Origin of the sequence: Methylobacterium sp. 092160098-2, from assembly GCF_028920805.1 — a bacterium.
GTDB lineage: Bacteria > Pseudomonadota > Alphaproteobacteria > Rhizobiales > Beijerinckiaceae > Methylobacterium > Methylobacterium fujisawaense.
This window is the reverse complement of the sequence record NZ_JAQPZJ010000001.1, coordinates 824,515-846,122: the sequence shown is the minus strand read 5'-3', so window position 1 is coordinate 846,122 and position 21,608 is coordinate 824,515. Positions and strand designations below refer to the sequence as shown.

Below are 21,608 nucleotides of genomic sequence, written 5' to 3'. Positions count from 1 at the left end.
CAGCCGCGCTGGACTCGACGGCCTCGGACGGCGCGGCGAGACGAGGCGATGACGCCGGCCCTAACGATCGCGATGCGAGCGGCGCCTCATGGGTTCACCCGCAATCCGAGCAGGAACGTGTTCTCCTGGAAGCTCGATCCGGCGACGGTGCTGTCGAATTTCTGGTAGAGATAAGTGCCTCGCAGTGTCAGCCAGCGCGTGAAGTGGTAGTCGACGCGCGCGGTCGCCGAGAAGCCGTTCTCGCGGATGGTGCTGTTCTGATAATCGTTGCGGAGGTAGGATCCGCCCAGGACGATCGACAGGTTGCGCAGGAGATCGTGCTGCACTTCCAGCGTTGCGACCTCGGTCAGCACGCCGCTGGAGCCCGGGATCGTCGTCTCGGTGACGCCCGTCGCGGCGGTGAGCCGGACGGTGGTGAGCGGGCTTGCGGCCCAGACTAGGGCCGCGTTGAGCAACGGCGCATTGATGTCGCGGAGGGTCGGGTCGACGTAGGTCCGATGCTGGATGCCGGCCGAGATCTCACCCGTCACGGAGCGCGCGAGCCCGATGCTCGTGCCGAACGCGAGCGCGATGCCGTCCGAATCCCGGCGCACACCCGTCAGGTCGAACCGCTGATCGTAGACACGGGTGTCGCCGAGGAGGTCGATGAATGGGCTGAAATCGGGGTTGACCTCGTAGGCCGTGCGCAATTGGAGACTGTACTGATTCAAGTTCCGGTCGGACTGATTGATGGTCGTCCCATTGGCCAAGCGGGCATTGTCGAACTCCGACCGGTCGATCGACCCGCGCAGAGTCACCGACAGACGGTTGAACGTCTCCGTGGCGCCCAGCGACCCGCCGTAAACAGCCAGAAGCGGCCGGCTCGTCGCCGCGGGGGCCTGCAGGTTGGCGCTCGACGTGCGTTGCGTGTCGACCAGGAAGCGCCCCTCCGCGTCGATGCGCAGATCCCGGTTGGCGTCGATCCGCAGGCGCACGGTGCCGTCCGCTGCGGGGCGGCTCGCGGCCTCGTTCTGCGGCGTTTCGAGGTAAGAACCCCTGAGCGAACCCTGTAGGGAACTCGAGGACCAGTTGCTGCGGAAGTCGACCGTGGCGTCTGTGCGCAGGGCGACCGAGCCCTTTGCGATCTGCCGGCTGGTCTGGTCCGGATTCGAGTCGTAGCCGATGCTCTGTGCGAAGGTCGGGAGCACCGTGAAGGTGCCGACCTGATAGCCGATGGGCGCGAAGGCTGGATCGGTGGGGATCGCGCGCGCCAAGTCGGTGCCGAGGATGAAGCCCGGCGTCAGGAGGCCGAGTGTCGGTCCGATGGCCTGCAGAGGGAACAGGGGCCGGATCGGCGTCACCGTCGACGGATTCGGTACGCCGACCACCGGTTGCTGAACCACCGGCGACAACCGCAGCGCCGGGGGCGGAACCTGCGTCACGCTCTGGGTGACTCGCCGGGTCGCGGACCCGATCCGCCGGGGGGGAGCGGCTCGGGTGCGCAGGAGTGTCGAAGGGGCGAGGTTGGCCGGAGCCGTCGAGCTTCCGCCGGTCCGCCGGCCGCCCGTCGTGATCCGAGTGTCGAGCTGAGACTGGCCGGGCTGGCCCAGCGTCTGTCGCGGTATCGGAGGCGACAGCGGGGACCGAAGGCTGTCGCCTCCGGTTTGCTCGCCGCCCGTCGTGTCCCCGCCGAGCGAGCTGCGTCCTGAATCGCGGGTCAGGCCGTCAGGGATGCTCCGCTTGAGGGCTGGCAGGCCGTTCGGCGCCGCCTCCTGCCCGATGCCGGGATTGTCGGGCTGACCCGTGACGGGACTCGTCGCGTCGAAGCGTTGAGCCAGCGCCGGCGTCGCGAGCGTTAAGCTCAGCGCCGCGACGGCCAGCCGCGAGTTCTGCCGTTTCCGCCGGTCAGCCGCCGTCCGCACCTGATCCCGGTCTCCGCCCACATCTCCGGCACCGAAGTCCGAAGGTCATCGATCATGCCGCCCAGAAACGGGTCGCCGGCATGGTTAACGAACCCTAGCGACGGCATGGTTAATGCCCGGTCAACGACGGCATCGCCCTGACATCCCCTGGCATCCCCCTGGCATCGACGCCGCGCGGTTTCGATCTCTCCGCGCCTCCGCAATTATGATTGAGATTTTTTGTATACTCTGCTATCGTTATGATGAATTCGATCGCATCCGACCTGGATTGATCGACTTGGTGATTTGTACTCATGGAGTTTATCGTGAGTGACAGCGCAGCTAACGAGCACAGCCCGTCGGTCGATCTCACGGTAGATATCGTGGCGGCTTATGTGTCGAACAATTCCGTGCCGGCTTCGGAGCTTCCCGGGTTGATTGGCGGCATCCATGCGGCATTGAGTGGTTTGACAACTCAAAGTCGTGCCGCGAATTCGCCCGTTGAAAAGATGAGCCCGTCCCAGATCCGCAAGTCGGTCACGGCGGATCATATCATCAGCTTCGAGGACGGGAAGCCGTACAAGACGCTTCGCCGTCACCTTACGTTGCGAGGTCTGACGCCCGAGGCCTACCGTGAGAAGTGGGGCTTGCCGCGGGACTATCCCATGACCGCTGCAAGCTACTCCGCCCAACGCTCCGAGCTGGCTCGGGCTCTGGGCCTCGGGCAGCAGCGCCGCAAGAACGTCGGGGCGCCAGCGCCAGCGCCAGCGCCGGCGCCGACACCGGAAGCCGTGGTCGCGCCTGCTTCCAAGCCGCGCGGGCGGAAAAAGGTCGTGGCGGAGTAGTCGGCCGAATCGACGGAAACGATCCATTGCGATCAATGTGTCGGGCGATGACACAAGACTACTGAGCGGCTTGCCGCACAGATTACCTCGCTCGATTGGCTGGGTGGAGTCTTGCCTTCTGCGCTGGCGTGGCTCCGCTGGGCCGGCGACTTCGACTCTCGATGTCCGCCGGTGCCACTTAGGCTCAGGCACGATGGATCTCGTGGCCCGGATCGCTCAGTCACGTTGGACGCGTCCCGCAGCTCGGGCGGCCCCCGCGGCCAGGACCCGTCTACCTACCTGACTTGCGATGCTGACGTCTGCGAAGACAGTGTTGTAATGACCTCGGCTCAACGAGGCGGTGTCGTTGCTTCGACACTGCCTCGGTTCAGGCCTACTTGGCCTCCATCGTCTTTAAGCCGATCCCACCGATCGATTGCCGCGGCCGCACTCGGGGGTGGTCTCCGGTCACGCCGCGACTTCTGGCCTCGCAAGACAGGCGCCGGGGCGCCGGACGAGGCAATCTCCACTTCACGTTCCGACGGACGCCTAGGCCAAGCGCGGCGCTGGGCTGGCGCTGTCTCGACCTGATCGAAGGCGGCTCCGGCCATCCGGAAGCTCGCGGCGCGGGTGAGCCGCAGGTGCGGCATCCCAGCCGCAGCGACCCGTGTTCCCGCGCCCCCATCCACCGGGAACTCCCTGCTCCTCCGCTCCGGCCAGGCCGATCCGCACCGGCGGGCTCTCTGCGCGTCGCGCAAGTGTGCGCCGCGTCAACGGCGCTATCCAATCGCTGACGCGCTGCGATGCTGCTCTGCACCATCGGATCTTGCCCGTGCCGAAGGACTTTGCCGTGCTGCCTCTGCCGATCCTCGCCCTTGCCGTCGCCTCGTTTGGGATCGGCACCACCGAGTTCGTCATCATGGGCCTGCTTCCGGAGGTGGCGCAGAGCTTCGGTGTCACCATCCCGCAGGCCGGCTATCTGGTGTCGGGCTATGCCATGGGCGTGGTCGTGGGGGCGCCGATCGTGGCGATCGCCACCGCGGGCCTGCCGCGCAAGACCGCGCTTCTCGCGCTGATGGCCGTCTTCCTGGCAGGAAATCTCGGCTGCGCGTTGGCACCGAGCTACGCCTTGCTGATGACGGCGCGCATCCTGACCGCCTTCGCCCACGGCGCGTTCTTCGGAATCGGCGCGGTGGTGGCGCGGGACCTCGTGCCGCGAGAGAGGCGCACGCAGGCGGTTTCGCTGATGTTCGCGGGCCTGACGCTTGCCAACGTGCTGGGTGTGCCCCTGGGGACCGCCCTCGGCCAGGTCGCGGGATGGCGGTCGACCTTCTGGGCGGTGGTGGCGATCGGCCTCGCGGCCGGCCTCGCGATCCAGCTCTGTGTGCCCACCGGCCTTCCGGGAACGCGTGGCCGTCTCGCCAGCGAGTTCAGGGCGCTCGGCCGCTGGCCGGTCTTGCGGCCGATGCTGATCTCGACCCTGTCGTCGGTGAGCTTCTTCACCGTATTCACCTACATCACACCGTTCCTGACCGGGATGTCCGGCTTCTCTCCGCGTGGCGTGACGGGTGTGCTGTTTTCGGCCGGACTGGGCCTGACCATCGGCAACCTCGCCGGCGGTCATCTTGCCGATCGGAGTCCGATGGCGACGATCATCGGCAGCTTCCTCGGCATCGTGGCCGCCTTGCTGGCCCTGGCGGCCGTCGCGCACGATCCCGTTCTGACCGTTCCCGTGATGGTCCTCTGGTCAGGACTCGTCTTCGCGCTGGTTTCGCCGCTGCAGATCTGGGTTGTCGAAGCCGCGACCGATGCGCCGAACCTCGCCTCCACGCTCAACCAGGGCGCATTCAACCTCGGCAATGCCGTCGGCGCCTGGATCGGTGGTACCGCTCTGACCCTCGGCGCGAGCTACCGCGAGCTTCCGTTGATCGCCGCGGCGATGTCCCTCGCTGGGCTCGGCTTGGTCCTCACCGCGGTCAGCCGCCGTCGCCACGAAGTTGCGTCGGCTTCCGCGCCCGGGGCCTGAACAATCAGTCGGCCCGAACGAGGTCGCCCAGCAGGCTGGCGGCCACGGTCGCCTTGGAGACGGTGAGGCCGGACGCACCGATCGCGTCCACCGCGTCGCGGATCCGGGCCAGCGGAGCGCCGCGCGCCTTCACCCAAGCCTCCACCGCGTCGGGGCCAGCGCCCAGATCCGCCACCACCTCTGCGGTGAGTTTGCGATGGGCAGCGGCGATGCCGGCGACCGCGCGCTCCAGCGCGACGCGGTCGAACGTGTCGGCCACCGGCACAGTCCGCGCCGCAGCCGCCAGATCGTCGAGCCGGAAGGCATGCTCCAGGGCGAAATGGGTCGCGGCCACCTCCGCGACCGGTCGGCCACTCGCCTCTGCGACGCGGACGACATCGGGTGCGGATCCGAGCGCGGTGAGCGAGGCCAGCCGCCGGGCCTGGGCCGGGGCCATGCCGTGCCCCGTCAGTTCCGCCTCGCGGGCGTCGATGGCTGCGCGGGCCTCATCCCCGAGGACCTCGGGCAGAGCCGCCTCGACCGCGGCAATGCCGTCCCGGTAGCGGGCGACCATGGGGGCGAGCCCTCCGCTCAGATCGAGGTTGCGGATGAACCAGACGATCCGGTTCAGCAGCAGATCCTGCACCTCCGCATAGAGATCGAGCTGCTCCTGCCCCGAAACGCGGCCCGCCAGACCGTCGATGGCAAGGTTCAGCTCCATCAGCCCGAAGGCGTCCCGGGTCATCGCGTAGGCCTTGGCGATGATCGCGGCGTCGGCGCCGGTGCCGTCCACGAGCCGTGTCACCAGCGAGGGCCCGCCGCGGTTGACGATGATGTTGGCGAGCGCCGTGGCGATGATCTCGCGGCGCAAGCGGTGTGCCTTCACGGCGTCCGGGAAGCGCTCGCGCAGGGCCTTCGGGAAGTAGCGCTGCAGCTCCCGGTCGAAATAGGGATCGTTCGGCACGGTGCTGTCGAGGATGGCGTCGTGCAGAGACAGCTTCGCGTAGGCGAGCAGCACCGCGTATTCCGGCCGGGTCAGGCCCTCGTTCCGGCGCATGCGTTCGGCGAGCGTCGCGTCGTCGGGAAGAAACTCCACCGTCCGGTCGAGGCGGCCTTCCGCCTCCAGCGCCTGCATGGTCCGCACGGCGAAGCCGGTCTCGCCGAGTCCGCCGCGCTGGGCGAGCGACAGGGCGAGCGTCTGCAACTCGTTGTTGCGGAGGACCAGACGTCCGACCTCGTCGGTCATATCGGCGAGCAGGGCGTTGCGCGCCTCGTAGCTCAGCCGGCCGTCCCGCTCCGGCGTCATGAGGGCGATCTTGATGTTCACCTCGACATCCGAGGTGTTCACGCCGGCGGAGTTGTCGATGGCGTCGGTGTTCAGCCGGACGCCCGCGCGCGCCGCCTCGATTCGTCCGCGCTGCGTCAGGCCGAGATTGGCACCTTCGCCGACGACCTTCGCGCGCAGCTCCGCCCCGGTGATCCGGACGGCGTCGTTAGCGCGATCGCCGGCATCCTCGTCGGTCTCGGTGGTCGCGCGAACATAGGTTCCGATACCGCCGAACCACAGGAGGTCGGCCGGCGCCCGCAGGATCGCCTGCATCAGTTCGGTCGGCGTCGCCTCGGCGCGGTCGAAACCGAGGGCGGCCCGGACCGCCGCGGAGAGCGGGATCGTCTTCAGGCTGCGCGAGAACACGCCGCCGCCCTCCGAGATCAGGCTCTTGTCGTAATCCGCCCAGGAGGACCGCCCCAGATCGAACAGCCGCCGCCGCTCGACGAAGCTCGTGGCCGCATCCGGGTCCGGATCGAGGAAAATGTCGCGGTGGTCGAAGGCGGCGATGAGGCGGATGCTTTTCGAGAGCAGCATGCCGTTGCCGAACACGTCCCCCGACATGTCGCCTACGCCGACCGTGGCGATCGGATCGGTCTGCACGTCCACGTCGATCTCGCGGAAATGCCGGCGCACGGCCTCCCAGGCGCCGCGGGCGGTGATGCCCATGCCCTTGTGGTCGTAGCCCTGGCTGCCGCCGGACGCGAAGGCGTCACCCAGCCAGTGACCCTTCTCGAGGGAAAGCGCGTTGGCGATGTCCGAAAACGTGGCGGTGCCCTTGTCGGCGGCGACCACGAGATAGGCGTCATCGGGATCGTGCCGCACCGTGTCCGGCGGCGGCACGATGGCGTTGTCGACGATGTTGTCGGTGAGTTCCAGAAGGGTCCGGATGAAGATCCGGTAGCTTTCGGTGCCCTCCTGCATCCAGGCAGCGCGGTCTGACGCCGGGGGCAGGCGCTTCGGGAAGAAGCCGCCCTTGGCGCCCACCGGCACGATCACGGCGTTCTTCACCTGCTGAGCCTTCACCAGCCCGAGGATTTCGGTGCGAAAATCCTCCGGCCGGTCGGACCAGCGCAGGCCGCCGCGGGCGACATAGCCGAAGCGCAGGTGCACGCCCTCGACGCGGGGGGCGTAGACGAAAATCTCGAAGAGGGGCCTCGGCAGCGGCATCGCCGTCACCCGGGCGCAGGCGAACTTGAAGCTGATCGTCTCGCGGGGATGGCCGTCGGCACCGCTCTGGAAGAAGTTGGTCCGTACCGCGGCCTCGACGAGGTTCACAAACCGGCGCAGGATCCGGTCGTCGTCGAGGCTGGTGACCTCGGCGAGCGCGGTCTCGATGCAGGCGCGTATCCCGGCCTCTCGGGCGGCCCTGTCTCCGACGAGTGCCGGATCGAACCGGGCGCGGAACAGGGCGACGATGTCCCGCGTGATCCCGGCATGCCGGCTCAGCGTACCGGCGAGATAGTCCTGTCCGTACCGGATGCGCAGCTGACGCAGGTAGCGACCGAGCGCCCGGAGGAGGGCGGCCTCCCGCCAGAGGAGGGCGGCTTCGAGGACGAGGCGGTTGTAGCCATCGGATTCCGCGGCTCCGTCGGCGATGGCGAGCATCGCAGCCTCGAGAGGCCGTTCCAGGGCGTCGAGATCGATCGCGACACCGGTGGCGCGCTCGATCAGCATGTCGTGCAGCCAGATTCGGGCGCCGTCTTCGACCCCTGTCGGCACGACCCGATAGGTGCGCTCGTTGATGACGCGGAAGCCGAGATTCTCCAGGCCGGGCACCCGGTCGGACAAGGCGATGGCGGCGCCCCGCGAGAAGACCTTCAGCCGGACCTGCGCGGCCGAGTCGCTCTGTCGGCGGCCGAGCTGCACGGCCCGCGGCTGGCTGTCGCCGAGGCGCTCGAGGATCGCCACGTCGGCGACTGCGACCTCCGGTTGGAAATTGTCCCGGTAGGCGGCCGAGAACGCATCGCCGTAGCGGGCGGCCAGCATGCGCGCCTGGTCGCCGCCGTGAGCCTCCGCGAGCGCCTCGCGCAATGCGTCGCCCCAGGTCCGGACCAGGGCGGTGATGCCGGCTTCGAGGGCCGCTGGGTCCTGCTCCGGGCTGCCCGTGTCGGACAGGCCGATGATGTAGTGGATCCGGGCGAGGGAGCCCTCCGGATAGTCCGGGTGGGCGGCACTCAGCCGGCCGCCATAGGCCTCGGCGAGATAGGTGCCGATCCGGCCTCGGACCGCAGAATCGTAGCGGTCCTTCGGAACGTAGACGAGGAGCGACACGAAGCGGCCGAACCGGTCCGGGCGCGAGAGCACGCGCACCCGCGGCCTGTCGGCCAGGGCTGCGATGGCCAGGGTGAACCGGTAGAGCCGCTCGATGTCGATCTGGAACAGATCGTCGCGCGGATAGCTCTCCAGTACCGCGAGGAGGCTTCGCCCGGCATGGCTCGTCGGGTCGAGACCGGCGCGCTGGACCACCGCCTCCACCTTCCGGCGCAGGACCGGAACCTCGCGGGCGGGGCTGGTATAGGCCGACGCTGTGAACAGGCCGACGATCCGCACCTCACCGGACAGCTTCCCGAGCCCGGAGAAGAGCTTGACGCCCACATAGTCCAGGAAGGCCGAGCGGTGGACGCGGGATTTCACACTCGCCTTCGTGATGATGAGGGGCTGCGGCTCCTCCAGGAAGGCGAGGATTTCGGGGGTGTAGTCCACGGGGGTCCGGCCCCGGCGCAGGGGCGTGGCGCCGGGATCGCGCAGCACGCCGAGGCTCGACCCCTCGACCAGGGGATGCCCCTCACCGTCGATACCGTGCTGCTGCATGCCGAGGAGCAGGAACTGGCCCTCTGTCAGCCACTCCAGAAAAGCGCGTGCTTCCTCGGTCTCGCTTTCGGGCATCGGCGTCGGGGCGCGGCCGAGATCGGTCGCGAGTTCCGCCACGCGCGCCAGCATGGCGTCGTGATCGTCGGTCGCCAGAGCGACGTCCCGGTAGACCGCCGCGAGGGCGTCCAGCAGCCGCTCGCCGGCCTCGGCCGCCAGCCGGTCGAGGTGGATGTGGATGAAGCTCTCGCGCGCCAGGCTGCCCTGGGCATCGGCCGTCGTTTCGCCGACGACCCGTATCAGACCGCCGCCGCCATCCCGCTCGATGCCGAGAATCGGGTGCGCGACGAGGTGCGGGGACAGGCCCTGCTCGGTCAGTTCGGCGAGGGTCGAGTCGAGGAGGAAGGGCCGGTTGTCGTTGACGACTTCGAGGATCGTCATCTCGCGCGCCCGGCCACCGCGGACGAGGGCCCCCTCGCTGAGGCGCAACCGTGCCGGTTCACCGGGCCGGCGCGGCTCAGCCAGGAAGGCACGGGCGCGCGCGGCAAGATCGGCGAGAGTCCCCGCGTCGTAGGAGGCCAGATCCTCCGGTGTCACGCGGCCGAACAGGTCGCGCACGAAGCCGCCCGGTCCGCCCTGCTCGGTCACGATGTCGGCGGCCGCCTCGATCAGTCCCGTTCGGGCCGTCTTCTGCTCCGAGGAAGACAAGGCCGTGGCGGTTTCGAGTGTCATCGCGCGTCTCCCGAACCGGGTAACTCGCCCAAGCGATAGCAGCGTCTTCCGCCGTGTCGATGACACCCCCGCCGGTTTGCCGGCCCGCCAGTATCGATCGGCGCAAACCGTCAGGCTCACCGCAGATGCGCCTTGCCGCCGACGAGAAGGGTGTATATGCACATATTATGGCCGACATTCATTCCGGCGATGGTCCTCAAGAGCTCTGCACCTGCTCAGCCCTGCGGCGGGCGACACGGGCGGTGACCACGACCTACGACGCCGCGTTGCGGCCGGTGGGCTTGCGCGTGACGCAGTTCGCGATCCTGCGCCTGCTGCAGCGGCTCGGACCGACGCCGGTGACGCGACTTGCCACGGAGGCGGCCCTGGAGCGGACCACGATGGGCCGCAACCTCGATCCGCTGGAGCGTCGCGGCCTCGTGCGAATCGCGCCCGGCGCGGCCGACGCCCGCGAGCGCGTGGTCGTGCTGACCGAGGCCGGCGGCGAGGCGATCGCGGCGGCGACGCCGTACTGGCGCGACGCCCAGGCGCGCATCAACGCGCGGGTCGAGCCAGCGGCCGTGGCCGCCCTCGCCGACGCCCTGACCTCCGTCTCCTGACCGATCCGCCGCAATCCGCCCTTTCCAGAGGCCGTTCATGTCTGTCATCGCCGACACGCACGCCAAGCCGCCGCTGCATTATGCCTGGATCATCGCCGCGGTGACCTTCCTGGTGCTGCTCGTCGGCGCCGGAGTCCGAGCCACCCCGAGCGTGTTGATCGTGCCGTGGGAGCGGGAATTCGGCTGGACCGCGGCGACGATCGGCGTCGGCATCGCACTCAACATCTTCCTCTACGGGATGATCGGGCCCTTCGCGGTCGCCATCATCGAGCGGTTCGGGCTGCGGCGCTGCATCTGTGGCGCGCTCCTCATCCTGGCGCTCGGCACCGCCGCAACGAGCCTCATGACCGCGCCCTGGCAGATGGTGCTGCTGTGGGGCATCGTCGTCGGGTCGGGCTCCGGCATGGTCGCCAACGTCCTCGGCGCCACCGTGGCGGGACGCTGGTTCGCCAAGCGGCGCGGTCTCGTGCTCGGCATGCTGACGGCGAGCAGCGCCACCGGGCAGCTCGTCTTCCTGCCGATGCTCGCCTCCCTCGCGGTCGGCCAGGGCTGGCGCTCGGTCTCCCTGGTGGTCGCGGCCGCGACCCTGGCCCTGATCCCGCTGGTGGCCCTGCTGATGCGGGATCGCCCGGCCGATCTCGGCCTGCCCCGCTACGGCGAGACCGCGGTGACGCCGACGCCGGTCCTCACCGAGAACCCGGCCCTGCGGGCGCTACGCGGCTTGAGGATCGGACTGCGCTCCCGGGATTTCTGGCTGCTCGCCGGCACGTTCTTCATCTGCGGCGCCTCTACCAACGGCCTGGTCGGCACGCATCTGATCCCGGCCTGTATCGATCACGGCATCGCCGAAGTGACGGCTGCCGGCCTGTTGGCCCTCATGGGGATCTGCGACCTGATCGGCACCACGGCTTCGGGCTGGCTCACCGACCGGTTCGACTCGCGCAAGCTGCTCGCGTGGTATTACGGCCTGCGCGGCCTCTCGCTGATCTTTCTGCCCTATTCCTTCGACTTCAGCTTCTACGGCCTGTCCCTCTTCGCGGTGTTCTACGGGCTCGACTGGATCGCCACCGTGCCACCCACCGTGCAGCTGGCCGGCAAGTCGTTCGGCGAAGAGAACGCGGCCCTGATGTTCGGCTGGATCGCGGCAGCTCACCAGATCGGTGCGGCTTCCGCAGCCTGGCTCGGCGGGATGATCCGCACCGAGAGCGGCACCTATTTCGGCGCCTTCATCTCGGCCGGCCTGCTCTGCCTCGTCGCCGCTCTCATGGCGACCTTCGTGGGCCGCAAGCCGGCCGCGCCGGCCCTGCATCCGCTGCCGGCCTGAACTGCGCGGGGTGAGCGCGGTCGTCATAAGTGCGCCGCGAAGGAGGAGCCCTGATCGGCTCCTCCCAGCGCATCCCGAGAGCCCGTTTTGACAGTCGCGATCCGGCCCCTGCCGCCGGTCCAGGAGGTCCGGACCCCACGTCCCTGGTCCGGACCGGGATTTGCCGAGTTCGTCGCCATCATCGCGCTGATGATGGCGGTGACGGCCATCTCGATCGACAATCTGTTGCCGGCCTTCCCGGCCATCGAGGCGCGGTTCGGAGTGCCGGATCCGAACCGGCTGCAACTCCTCGTCTACGTCTACATGATCGGCTTCGGCTTCGCGCAGATCGTCTACGGACCGGTCTCCGATGCCCTCGGCCGGCGCCCGGTGCTGCTCGCAAGCCTCGCCGTCTACGTGGTCGGCTGCGGGCTCGCGATGATGGCGCCGAGCTTCGGCTGGCTGCTGGCCGCGCGGATCATCCAGGGCATCGGTGCAGCCGGCGGGCGCGTTCTCTCGGTGGCGATCGTGCGCGACCGCTTCGCCGGCCGGGAGATGGCGAGCGTGATGTCGTTCACCATGATGGTGTTCCTGATCGTCCCGATGATCGCGCCGGCGATCGGCGGCATGATGCTGGCGCTGGGCTCCTGGGTCTATGTCTTCGTCTCGATGCTGGTCCTGGCCTTCTGGCTGACCGTCTGGTTCTCCCTGCGCATGCCCGAGACGCTGCACCCGGAATACCGCCGGCCGCTCTCGCCCGCCGCCACCTGGGAGGCGATCCGCCTGACCCTAAAGACCCGCGTCGCCGTCGGTTATGCCACCGCGCTCGGCCTGATGACTGGGTGCATCATGGGTTACGTCGGCTCGGCCCAGCAGCTGTTCGACACCGGCCTGTACCACCTCGGCCCGCTCTTTCCCCTGGCCTTCGGGCTCGTGGCCGGCGCCATGGGCGTCGCGACGCTGATCAACGCCCGCGTCGTCCGGCGGCTCGGGATGCGGGCGATGTCGCACAGTGGCGTCATCGCCTTCACGTTGGTGGGCCTCGTGCAGATCGCCGCCGGGCTCGCCTATCACGGGCATCCGCCGCTCGCGCTGTTCCTGTCGATCCTGGCGGTCAACCAGTTCCTGATCAGCTTCGCGATGCCGAACTTCAACGCGCTCGCGCTCGAGCCGCTCGGGGCCATCGCCGGCACGGCCTCGTCGTTCCTCGGCTTCTACACGACGATCCTGGGCGCCTTCTGCGGCTTCCTGATCGGACAGGCCTTCGACGGCAGCGTCATGCCGGTGGCTGTCGGCTATGCGAGCCTCGGTGCATTGTCGTTGCTCGTGGTGGCCTGGACGGAGCGCGGCCGGCTGTTCCGCGGCGGTGTCGGCGGCTGATCCGGACGCCTTAACGCGGTCTTCAGCGGGAAGGCGTCAAGCTCCACGCCTGATCCCAGCCGACCGGACCTGACCATGCTTGCCCGCGCCCAGGACGGAACCCTCCTCGCTGCGCGTCTGCTGCTCGCCGCCGCGCTGCTTCCGACCGGCATCGCGCGGGCGCTCAACGTCTCGGGCTTCGCGCTGACGCTTGCCGGTGCCGGCATGCCCTTCCCGAACGGTGTCGCCACGGCCGCCGTCGTGGTGCAGGTCTTCGGCCCGCTGGCGCTCATCCTCGGCGTGCTGCCGCGGCTGACCGGTCTGGCGCTCGCCATCTTCGCCGCCGTGACGGCCTTCGTGCTCCACCCGTTCTGGCACTACGTCGGACCCGCCGCGATCGCCGAGCGCACGCTGATGCTCGCCGATCTCGGTCTCGCGGGCGGATTCCTCATGTACGCCCTGAGCGGCCCGGGCGCCCTGAGCTGGCAGGGCTGGCGTGCCGGAAACCGCGCCCCGGCGCCGAGCCCGAAGCCCGCGTCCGCGAAGGCGTCCGGCAAGGCCGCCGCGTCGCGGGGCGGAGGCAAGCGGGCGGCCGGGCGCCCGCCCGCCCGGGCTGCCGCCTGATCAGCCGTGCCGGGGCCTCATCTCGGCGGTCGCGGACGGCGGCGCTGCGACGCTCTTGCGCCCGGAGATCTCCGCGCCGGCATCGTGCGACAGATTGCGGAACGCCAGCACGGACGCTGCCGAGATCACCGCCACGGCGAAGAAGGCCGGCCCGAAATCCGCGGCCGCGATCTGCGTTCGGCCATGCCAATGGGCCGTTCCTTCCAGGGCCAGCGCGCCGAGCGTCACGCCGAGGCTCAGCGACAATTGCTGGCAGACGCTGGCGAAGCTCGTGGCCGCGCTCATCTCGCGCGATTCGAGGTCGGCATACGCGATGGCGTTGATGCAGGTGAACTGGATCGAGCGCGCGCAACCGCCGATGAACAGCAAGCCCACCATGATCCAGTGCGGCGTCTGCGCCGTGTAGAACCCGTTCACCGCCAGAAAGGCCGACGCCAGCACGGCGTTCCAGACCATCAGCGCGCGGAATCCGGTGCGGCGCAGGATCCGCGGACCCAGGGTCTTCACGAACATCGCGCCGGCCGCGGCCGCGAAGGTGATCAGGCCGGACTGCAGGGCATCGAGGCCGAAGCCGACCTGCAGCATCAGCGGCAGCAGGAACGGGATCGCGCCGGTGCCGATCCGGAACAGGCTGCCGCCGAGCACGGCGACGCGGAAGGTCGGCCGCTGCATCAGGTCGAGGCGCACGATCGGGTGGGCGATGCGCCTGGCATGCGCCCAGTAGAGCGGCAGCAGGATCGCGCCCGCTGCGAGGCAGCCCCAGGAGATCGTGGCCGGCAGCAGGTGGCGGCCCAGCGAGGCCAGCCCGAGCATCAGCGCGGCCAGCCCAGTGCCGAGCAGCGCGAAGCCGAGGAGGTCGAGGGGCGGCCGCTCCGCCTCGCGGATATCCTCGAAGTACAGGCTCGCCAGCACGATCCCGGCACAGCCGATCGGCAGGTTGATGAAGAAGATCCACCGCCAGTCGAACCATGTCGTGATCAGGCCGCCGACCGGCGGACCCAGTACCGGGCCGACGAGAGCCGGAAAGGTGAGATAAGCGAGGGCGGTGACGAGCTGCGATTTCGGCACGCTGCGCAGGACCACGAGCCGCCCGACCGGCACCATCATGGCGCCGCCCATTCCCTGGAGGAACCGCGCCGCGACGAACCACGCGAGCCCGTTCGCGGCCGCACAGGCCAGCGAGCCCGCCATGAACACCACGAGGGCCGCGCGGAACACGGTCCGCGACCCGTAGCGGTCGGCCATCCAGCCGCTCACCGGGATGAAGATCGCGAGGCTGACCAGATAGGAGGTCAGCGCGAGCTTGAGGGCGATCGGGTCCTCATGGAGACTCGCCGCGATGCTCGGGAGCGCCGTGGCGATCACCGTGGAATCGGTGTTCTCCATGAACAGGGCGGTGGCGACCGTCAGCGGGACGATCCAGAGCGGTCTTTGAGCGGTCGCAGGCATCACACAGCAGACGCGTGTCGCACCGCCGCGGTTGCACGGCAGCGCGGCCACCTCGCACCCTCGTGTTTCGCGAATGTATCCATCGTGCAACAGAGGTTGAGCCGCGGCGCGGAGCCACCTTTTTTGCGGGTGCGCCAATGGCTAAGTTTCCATCACGCGTCCGTGAGGCCGCTCCAGCCGGCCCGGGGCCGGCGCGCGAGGATTTCGATGCAGCCCAGCCCCAGCAAGGTCCGCTCCGTGGCGCGGATCGCCGCCGGCGTCGCCCTTCTCTCGATGGTCGCCGCCTGCGGCACCGTCCTGCTCAACGATCGCGGCTCGCTGACGCGCTACGACCGGCTGAAGTCCAGCGATCAGGTCGCCTCGGCCTCGCGGATCTACGTCGACCGGCCCGCGCTGGCGAAAGCGCGCACGGTCCGCATCATCCCGACGGCGTTCCACGCCGACGTTTCCGGTGCAGCGCCCCTGACCGCGGCCGAGCGCCGGCTCATCGCGAACGCCGCCGACCGGGCGCTCTGCTATGACCTGTCGCTGAAGTACGACATCGTCACCAGCCGCGACGCGGATCTGACCGTGCGCGCGCAGGTCACCCGCGTGGATCCGACGGATCTCCTCGGCGCCGGCGCGACCATCGCGGGCTCGGCGGGTGTGACCGTGGCCTCGCAGCTGGGTCTCAGCTTCGCGGAGGGGGTCGGGCGCGTGCCGATCCCGCGGGTGCCGATCGGGCTCGGGAGCCTGACCGTCGAGGCCGAGGCTCTGGACCGGCGTCGCGAGCAGCGGGCCGCCATGGTCTGGGGCGGAGCGGCGAATTCCTTCACCAGCCAGCCGCGCTTCTCCCGCGCCAGCGACGCCTACGACCTCGCCGGCGAGTTCGGCCAGGATTTCGGCTACATGCTGGCGACCGGCGAGGACCCGTTCACGGCCCCCAACACACTGCCGACCTGGGACCGCATCCGCGTCACGACGCTCGGTGAGGCGCCGCTGGACCCCGATTGCGAGGCCTTCGGCCGCGCGCCCGGCATCGACGGCATGCTCGGCGATTATATCGGCCTGCCGCCCGAATATACCGACAAGGGGCCGGCCACGCCGGCCATGCGCTAGGGCGCACGCCGCCAACCCGGTCTTCGCGGGCGAAGCAATCCACGACGGCGCTACACGCGAAGGCGCCGCCCTGGGTCGCTTGGCTTCATCCGAGACGAAGGGCGGCTAACGGTTGCGATCAACCGTCGCGGGGACTGCGCGCACCGCCCCGCGACCCGACCGGGCGTGGATAAGCCGCGAGCCCTGCGTGTTTTCGGGTTGCGACGCGTCGCGCGCGCATTGGCGCCGTCGCGGAGCCCGTGATACTGGCACTTGCCAACCCGATCCCGCAGCGCGATCCCTGCGCGCCCCCGTCCGAGGAAAGTTGGCACATGGCCCGAGTAGAAACCGCATCGATCATCGAGGGCCTCACCTTCGACGATGTGCTCCTGCGGCCCGCCGCCTCCTCGGTGATGCCCACCGAAGTGAACGTGGCCTCCCGGCTCACCCGCACGATCCCCCTGAACCTGCCGATCCTGGCCTCGGCCATGGACACGGTGACGGAAGCCCCGATGGCCATCGCCATGGCGGCCAATGGCGGCATGGGCGTCATCCACCGCAATCTGGAGCCGCCGGAGCAGGCCGAGCAGGTCCGCCTCGTCAAGAAGTACGAGTCCGGCATGGTGATGAATCCCATCACCATCCATCCCGACGAGACGCTGGCCGACGCCTTCGAGGTGATGAAGCTCAACCGGATCTCCGGCATTCCGGTGGTCGAGCGCGGCCCGAACGGCTCGCGGGGCAAGCTCGTCGGCATCCTCACCAATCGCGACGTCCGCTTCGCGACGAATTCGGCCCAGCCGGTTGCCGAGCTCATGACCCGCGACCGCCTGATCACGGTCCGCGAGGGCGTGACCCAGGACGAGGCCAAGCGCCTGCTCCACCAGTTCCGGATCGAGAAGCTTCTGGTCGTCGACGACCATTACCGGTGCATCGGCCTGATCACCGTCAAGGATATCGAGAAGCGGGTCGCCTACCCGCACGCCGTCAAGGACGAGCAGGGTCGCCTGCGGGTCGCCGCCGCCACGACGACCGGTGACAGCGGCTTCGAGCGGGCCGAGCGCCTGATCGACGCCGGCTGCGACGTCATCGTGGTCGACACCGCCCACGGTCACTCGATCAAGGTGCTCGACGCCGTCGCCCGGGTGAAGCAGCTCTCGAACGCCGTGCAGGTCATCGCCGGCAACGTGGCGACGCGGGACGGCGCCAAGGCGTTGATCGATGCCGGCGCGGACGCCATCAAGGTCGGCATCGGGCCGGGCTCGATCTGCACCACCCGCATCGTCGCGGGCGTCGGCGTGCCGCAGCTCACCGCCCTGATGGAGGCCGTCGAGGCCGCCAGCGAGGCCGGCATTCCGGTTATCGCCGACGGCGGCATCAAGTACTCGGGCGACCTCGCCAAGGCGATCGCTGCCGGCGCCTCCGTGGCGATGCTCGGCTCGCTGCTCGCCGGCACCGATGAGGCGCCGGGCGAGGTGTTCCTCTACCAGGGCCGCTCGTACAAGTCGTACCGGGGCATGGGCTCGGTGGGCGCCATGGCCCGCGGCTCGGCCGATCGCTACTTCCAGGCCGAGGTGAACGACACCCACAAGCTCGTGCCGGAGGGCATCGAGGGGCAGGTCCCCTACAAGGGCCCCGTGGGCAACGTCCTGCACCAGCTCGCCGGCGGCCTGCGCGCCGCCATGGGCTATGTCGGCGGCGCCACGATCCCCGAGTTCCAGGAGCGGGCGCAGTTCATCCGCATCACCAATGCCGGCCTGCGCGAGAGCCACGTCCACGACGTGACGATCACCCGCGAGAGCCCGAACTACCCGTCGCGGACCTGAGGGACCGATGCGCACGCTGATCGTCGGGGCCGGCGCGACCGGCGGCTATTACGGGGCGCGTCTCGCCGAGGCGGGGGCCGACGTGACCTTCCTGGTCCGGCCGGCCCGGGCGGCGAAGCTCGCCGCGGACGGCCTCAACGTCCGCTCCCCGCTCGGCGATCTGCACCTGCCCGATCCGCCCACCGTGACGGCCGACCGTCTGGGCGAGGCCGGGCGGTTCGACCTGATCCTGTTGTCCTGCAAGGCCTACGACCTCGACAGCGCCATCTCGGATCTGGCGCCGGCGGTGGGGGCGGACACGGCGATCCTGCCCGTGCTGAACGGCATGTCGCATCTCGACGCGCTCGACGCCCGGTTCGGCGCCGAGCGCGTGCTTGGCGGCTCCTGCGCCATCGCGGCGACGGTCGCGCCGGATGGTGCGATCCGCCACATGAGCGAACTGTGCAGCATCACTTACGGCGAGCGGGACGGGTCGCGCTCGGCGCGGATCGAGGCTGTCGACGCCATGATGCGCGGCCTGAAGTTCCAGCCGCGCCTGAGCGACGTGATCCTGCAGGAGATGTGGGAGAAATGGGTGTTCCTGGCAACGCTCGCCGGAGCGACCACGCTGATGCGCGCCGCGGTCGGCGACATCGTGGCGGCACCCGAGGGGACCGCCCTGATCGAAGCGCTCCATGCCGAATGCACGATCGTGGCCGCGGCGAGCGGCTTCGAGCCGCGCGCCATCGTGGCCGAGCGGGCGCGGGCGCAGCTGACGGCGGCCGGATCCACCTTCACGGCCTCGATGCTGCGCGACATCGAGAGCAAGGGTCGGATCGAGGCGGATCACGTGATCGGCGACCTGATCGCCCGCGGCCAGCGGCTTGCGCCGGAGGTTTCGTTCCCGGTCCTGACCGCGGTCTATACCGGCCTCAAGGCCTACGAGGCTCGGCGGGCGCGGGAAACGGCCTGAGCCGCGCCCCGCGCTGACGTCTCAGTAGCGGCCGGGGGGCGGCGCGGGCGGCGTGCCGTATTCCAGCTGCGTCTTGGCATCGACCCGCGGACGCGGCGGCGGCGTCAGGTCCGGCTGTGCGGCGGGGGCGCTCGCGCAGGCGGCGAGGGAGGCGGTCACCAGGGCCGCGAGGGCGACGCGTACAATGGACGTCATGGGCTGAGGTACTCCCGGTATGCGCCCGGCGGCGGACCACACTGGTCCGGGACGGGCGGATGCCATACGACACGTGGCGGCCCGCACGGCGGCCCAACCGCGGCACGATCTGCGCCCCGAAGGTGCAGGAAGCTCGGCCGTATCGTGGCGGCATCGTGGGCCAAGCGTGGCCGTTTCGCGTCGTCGCCGACCCATTCCGGAGGATCCGACCCCTGACTCCCGCCGCTCGCTGCTCCGCCGCCATCGAAGTCCTGACCGATATCGCCGAGCGTCGCCGGCCGGCCGCCGACGCCCTCAAGGACTGGGGCCTCGCCCATCGTTTCGCCGGTTCGGGTGACCGTGCGGGCATCGCCAGCCTCGTCTACGATGCTCTGCGGCGCCGGGCTTCGGCGGCCTGGATCATGGGCGCGGAGACGCCGCGCGCCATCCTGCTCGGCACGCTGCGACTCCAGCAGGGCCTCGCCGCCGCTTCGGTGGCGGCGTTGTTCACGGGGGAGCGTTTCGCGCCCGCACCCCTCAGCGACGACGAGCGCGCGCGCCTCGACGGTGGGACGCTGCACGACGCTCCTCCCGAAGTCGCGGGCGACGCCCCGGCCTTCGTGCTTCCGGATCTTGCGGCCACGCTCGGCGACGACCTCGTCCCGGAGCTGAAGGCGCTGGCGCGGCGGGCCCCCCTCGATATCCGGGTGAACGCCCTGCGCGGCGACCGCGACGCGGTGTTGCCGGCGCTGGCGGCCTTCGATGCCGCGCCGACAACCCACGCGCCGGCGGGTCTGCGCATTCCGATCGGTGCCGATGGGCGCGGTCCGGCGCTGCACGTGGAGGCGGAGTTCCTGGACGGCTGGTACGAGATCCAGGACGAAGGATCGCAGCTCGCCGCACTCCTGGCCGCCCCCCGGGCCGGCGAGATCATCGTCGACCTATGCGCCGGCGGTGGCGGCAAGACCCTGGCCCTGGCGGCCGAGACCCGGAACGAGGCTCGACTGATCGCCACCGATGGCGATCCGCGCCGGCTCGCGCCGATCCACGAACGCCTGCGCCGGTCCGGCGCGGTGGCCGAGGTGCGGACCCCGCGGAGCGGCAAGGCACGGGCCGATGTGCTGGAGGATCTCGACGGTAAAGTCGATCGGGTCGTGGTCGATGCGCCCTGCACCGGATCCGGGACGTGGCGCCGGAATCCGGACGCCAAATGGCGTCTGCGGCCGGGAAGCCTCGCGCTGCGCACCGCCGAACAGGCGCAGGTCCTGGACCGGGCGGCGCGGCTCGTCAGGCCCGGCGGCCGGATCGTCTACATCACCTGCTCGCTGCTGTCGGCGGAGAACGACGCAGCCGTGTCCGGTCTGCTCTCGCGCTGGCGCGGTCGCTTCGACGTCGTCCCGGCGGAGGAGGTGCTGGCGGCAGGACCGGATTCACTTCGGGCGGCGGTGCGGAGAACCGCTCACGGGATCCAGATGAGCCCGCTTCGGACCGGGACCGACGGTTTCTATGTCGCGATCATCGCGCGCAAGGCCTGACGCGCGCGGACACCACGGAACCTAAGGCGGTTGCCGGGGCGTTTGACCCGCTCACCTTAAGGAGTTGGGACCGCCGACGGGCGGCCCCGTGCGCGGCTTGATCAGAGGGGATGCACTTGCGGCTCGACCGCCGTTTCCTGCTCGCGGGCCTCGGAAGCATCCTGGGCCTTCGCACCGCCCGCGCGGAGGTCCCCGGGGAGACGGCGCCCCAGCCGGCGCCGCACGAGGCGGTCCGGGCGCTTCCGCGCTCCCTGCCCGGCGCGGATCTGCAGGTGATCGATCTGTGGCCCGGCGAAGCGCCCGGCGGCGGCGACGGGCCGAAGGCGGACGGTTACCGCTACGTCGAGGGCCGGTTCGGGGACATCACCCGGGTGTCGCGGCCCTGTTTGCTGGTCATGCGACCGGCCAATCCGAACGGCGCCGCCATGATCGTCGCCGCGGGTGGCGGATACGAGTTCATCTCGCTCGGCAACGAGGGCGTGCCGGTCGGACGGGTCCTGAACGCCGCCGGGATCACGGTCTTCCTCCTCGTCTACCGACTGCCGGCGGAGGGCTGGGGTTCGGGACCGGACGCGCCGCGGCAGGACGCCCAGCGCGCCCTGCGGCTCGTCCGGGCGCGCGGCGCGGAGTTCGGCATCGATCCCGGCAGGGTCGGCGTCCTCGGGTTCTCGGCGGGCGGCCACCTGATGGGCGAGACCGCGGTGGGCAGCGCCCGGGACCTGTACGCGGGCGTCGACACCGCCGATGCCCTGCCGATCCGGCCGGCGCTGGCCGGGCTGATCTACCCGGTCATCACCATGCGCAAGCCGTTCGACCGGACCGCGACCCGCCGCATCCTGGTCGGCGACGACGTCACCCCCGACGAGATGAAGACCTACTCGGTGGACCTGCAGGTCGGGCCCGAGACGCCGCCGACCTTCCTGGTTCAGGCCATCGACGATCCCATCGCCGTGGCCGACCATCCGCTGCTGATGTTCTCGGCCCTACGGAAGGCGCGGGTTCCGGCCGAGTTGCACCTGTTCGAGCGTGGCGGCCACGGGTTCGGCCTCGGTGCGCCCGGTACCCCCGTGGCGGCGTGGCCCGGCCTGTTCCTGGCCTGGATCCGCCTGCACGGCTTCCTGCGCGCCTGAC

General features: G+C 69.9%; 15 protein-coding genes. 11 read left to right on the top strand and 4 right to left on the bottom strand.

The annotated features are described in order from the left end of the window. Window positions 1-86 precede the first annotated feature (86 nt). Entirely contained in the window at window positions 87-1,901 is a 1,815-nt protein-coding gene (locus PQI07_RS03840) for an outer membrane beta-barrel protein (RefSeq protein WP_274926075.1), read from the bottom strand. 305 nt (window positions 1,902-2,206) lie between these two features. On the opposite strand from PQI07_RS03840, the gene PQI07_RS03835 reads away from it, so the two are divergent. Next, on the top strand, window positions 2,207-2,725 hold the full coding sequence (locus PQI07_RS03835; RefSeq protein WP_274926074.1) for a Ros/MucR family transcriptional regulator: 519 nt from the start codon (window positions 2,207-2,209) through the stop codon (window positions 2,723-2,725). An 829-nt stretch (window positions 2,726-3,554) separates the two neighbouring features. After that, window positions 3,555-4,730, top strand: a complete 1,176-nt coding sequence (locus PQI07_RS03830; RefSeq protein ID WP_274927679.1) for an MFS transporter — start codon at window positions 3,555-3,557, stop codon at window positions 4,728-4,730. A 4-nt stretch (window positions 4,731-4,734) separates the two neighbouring features. On the opposite strand, the gene PQI07_RS03825 is transcribed toward PQI07_RS03830, so the two are convergent. Then, window positions 4,735-9,579 carry an NAD-glutamate dehydrogenase gene (locus PQI07_RS03825; protein WP_274926073.1) on the bottom strand — a complete coding sequence of 1,615 codons (4,845 nt, stop codon included), beginning with the start codon at window positions 9,577-9,579 and terminating at the stop codon, window positions 4,735-4,737. Between the two features lie 242 nt (window positions 9,580-9,821). Here PQI07_RS03825 and PQI07_RS03820 point away from each other — a divergent pair, with 242 nt between their 5' ends. The 4 genes from PQI07_RS03820 (at window position 9,822) to PQI07_RS03805 (ending at window position 13,464) form a co-directional block, all read left to right on the top strand. Beyond that, complete coding sequence (locus PQI07_RS03820; RefSeq protein WP_274926072.1) at window positions 9,822-10,178, top strand: MarR family winged helix-turn-helix transcriptional regulator; 357 nt, start codon at window positions 9,822-9,824, stop codon at window positions 10,176-10,178. Between the two features lie 37 nt (window positions 10,179-10,215). Beyond that, window positions 10,216-11,502 (top strand): MFS transporter, encoded by a 1,287-nt coding sequence (locus tag PQI07_RS03815; protein ID WP_274926071.1) that lies wholly within the window; start codon window positions 10,216-10,218, stop codon window positions 11,500-11,502. A gap of 87 nt (window positions 11,503-11,589) precedes the next feature. Next, window positions 11,590-12,861, top strand: coding sequence for a multidrug effflux MFS transporter (locus tag PQI07_RS03810; protein ID WP_075381497.1), 1,272 nt, complete (start codon window positions 11,590-11,592; stop codon window positions 12,859-12,861). Between the two features lie 75 nt (window positions 12,862-12,936). Further along, on the top strand, window positions 12,937-13,464 hold the full coding sequence (locus tag PQI07_RS03805) for a DoxX family protein (protein WP_274926070.1): 528 nt from the start codon (window positions 12,937-12,939) through the stop codon (window positions 13,462-13,464). On the opposite strand, the gene PQI07_RS03800 is transcribed toward PQI07_RS03805, so the two are convergent. After that, window positions 13,465-14,913 (bottom strand): MFS transporter, encoded by a 1,449-nt coding sequence (locus tag PQI07_RS03800; protein ID WP_274926069.1) that lies wholly within the window; start codon window positions 14,911-14,913, stop codon window positions 13,465-13,467. It abuts the gene before it with no gap. Window positions 14,914-15,120: 207 nt separating this feature from the next. Between PQI07_RS03800 and PQI07_RS03795 the strand changes: the two genes are divergently transcribed. The 3 genes from PQI07_RS03795 to panE all read left to right on the top strand — a co-directional run bounded on the left by PQI07_RS03795 (window position 15,121) and on the right by panE (window position 18,768). Further along, the gene (locus tag PQI07_RS03795; protein ID WP_043351034.1) at window positions 15,121-16,011 is read left to right on the top strand and encodes a DUF3313 domain-containing protein; all 891 of its coding nucleotides are present in this window, start codon (window positions 15,121-15,123) and stop codon (window positions 16,009-16,011) included. A gap of 311 nt (window positions 16,012-16,322) precedes the next feature. After that, entirely contained in the window at window positions 16,323-17,816 is a 1,494-nt protein-coding gene (guaB, locus tag PQI07_RS03790; protein ID WP_043351032.1) for an IMP dehydrogenase, read from the top strand. Window positions 17,817-17,823: 7 nt separating this feature from the next. Then, entirely contained in the window at window positions 17,824-18,768 is a 945-nt protein-coding gene (panE, locus tag PQI07_RS03785; RefSeq protein ID WP_274926068.1) for a 2-dehydropantoate 2-reductase, read from the top strand. Between the two features lie 21 nt (window positions 18,769-18,789). Here the strand turns inward: panE and PQI07_RS03780 are convergent, their stop codons facing one another. Beyond that, window positions 18,790-18,963, bottom strand: a complete 174-nt coding sequence (locus tag PQI07_RS03780) for a hypothetical protein (protein ID WP_164706329.1) — start codon at window positions 18,961-18,963, stop codon at window positions 18,790-18,792. A gap of 212 nt (window positions 18,964-19,175) precedes the next feature. Here PQI07_RS03780 and PQI07_RS03775 point away from each other — a divergent pair, with 212 nt between their 5' ends. After that, window positions 19,176-20,477: an RsmB/NOP family class I SAM-dependent RNA methyltransferase gene (locus tag PQI07_RS03775; RefSeq protein WP_274927678.1), complete on the top strand. Its 1,302-nt coding sequence runs from the start codon at window positions 19,176-19,178 to the stop codon at window positions 20,475-20,477. Between the two features lie 116 nt (window positions 20,478-20,593). Next, window positions 20,594-21,607, top strand: coding sequence for an alpha/beta hydrolase (locus PQI07_RS03770; RefSeq protein ID WP_043351041.1), 1,014 nt, complete (start codon window positions 20,594-20,596; stop codon window positions 21,605-21,607). Window position 21,608: the final 1 nt, after the last annotated feature.

Coding starts and splice junctions, on each gene's coding strand:
- PQI07_RS03825 (WP_274926073.1), bottom strand. CDS start 9,579: ATGACACTCGAAACCGCCACGGCCTTGTCTTCCTCGGAGCAGAAGACG.
- PQI07_RS03815 (WP_274926071.1), top strand. CDS start 10,216: ATGTCTGTCATCGCCGACACGCACGCCAAGCCGCCGCTGCATTATGCC.
- PQI07_RS03805 (WP_274926070.1), top strand. CDS start 12,937: ATGCTTGCCCGCGCCCAGGACGGAACCCTCCTCGCTGCGCGTCTGCTG.
- PQI07_RS03800 (WP_274926069.1), bottom strand. CDS start 14,913: ATGCCTGCGACCGCTCAAAGACCGCTCTGGATCGTCCCGCTGACGGTC.
- PQI07_RS03795 (WP_043351034.1), top strand. CDS start 15,121: ATGCAGCCCAGCCCCAGCAAGGTCCGCTCCGTGGCGCGGATCGCCGCC.
- guaB (WP_043351032.1), top strand. CDS start 16,323: ATGGCCCGAGTAGAAACCGCATCGATCATCGAGGGCCTCACCTTCGAC.
- panE (WP_274926068.1), top strand. CDS start 17,824: ATGCGCACGCTGATCGTCGGGGCCGGCGCGACCGGCGGCTATTACGGG.
- PQI07_RS03780 (WP_164706329.1), bottom strand. CDS start 18,963: ATGACGTCCATTGTACGCGTCGCCCTCGCGGCCCTGGTGACCGCCTCC.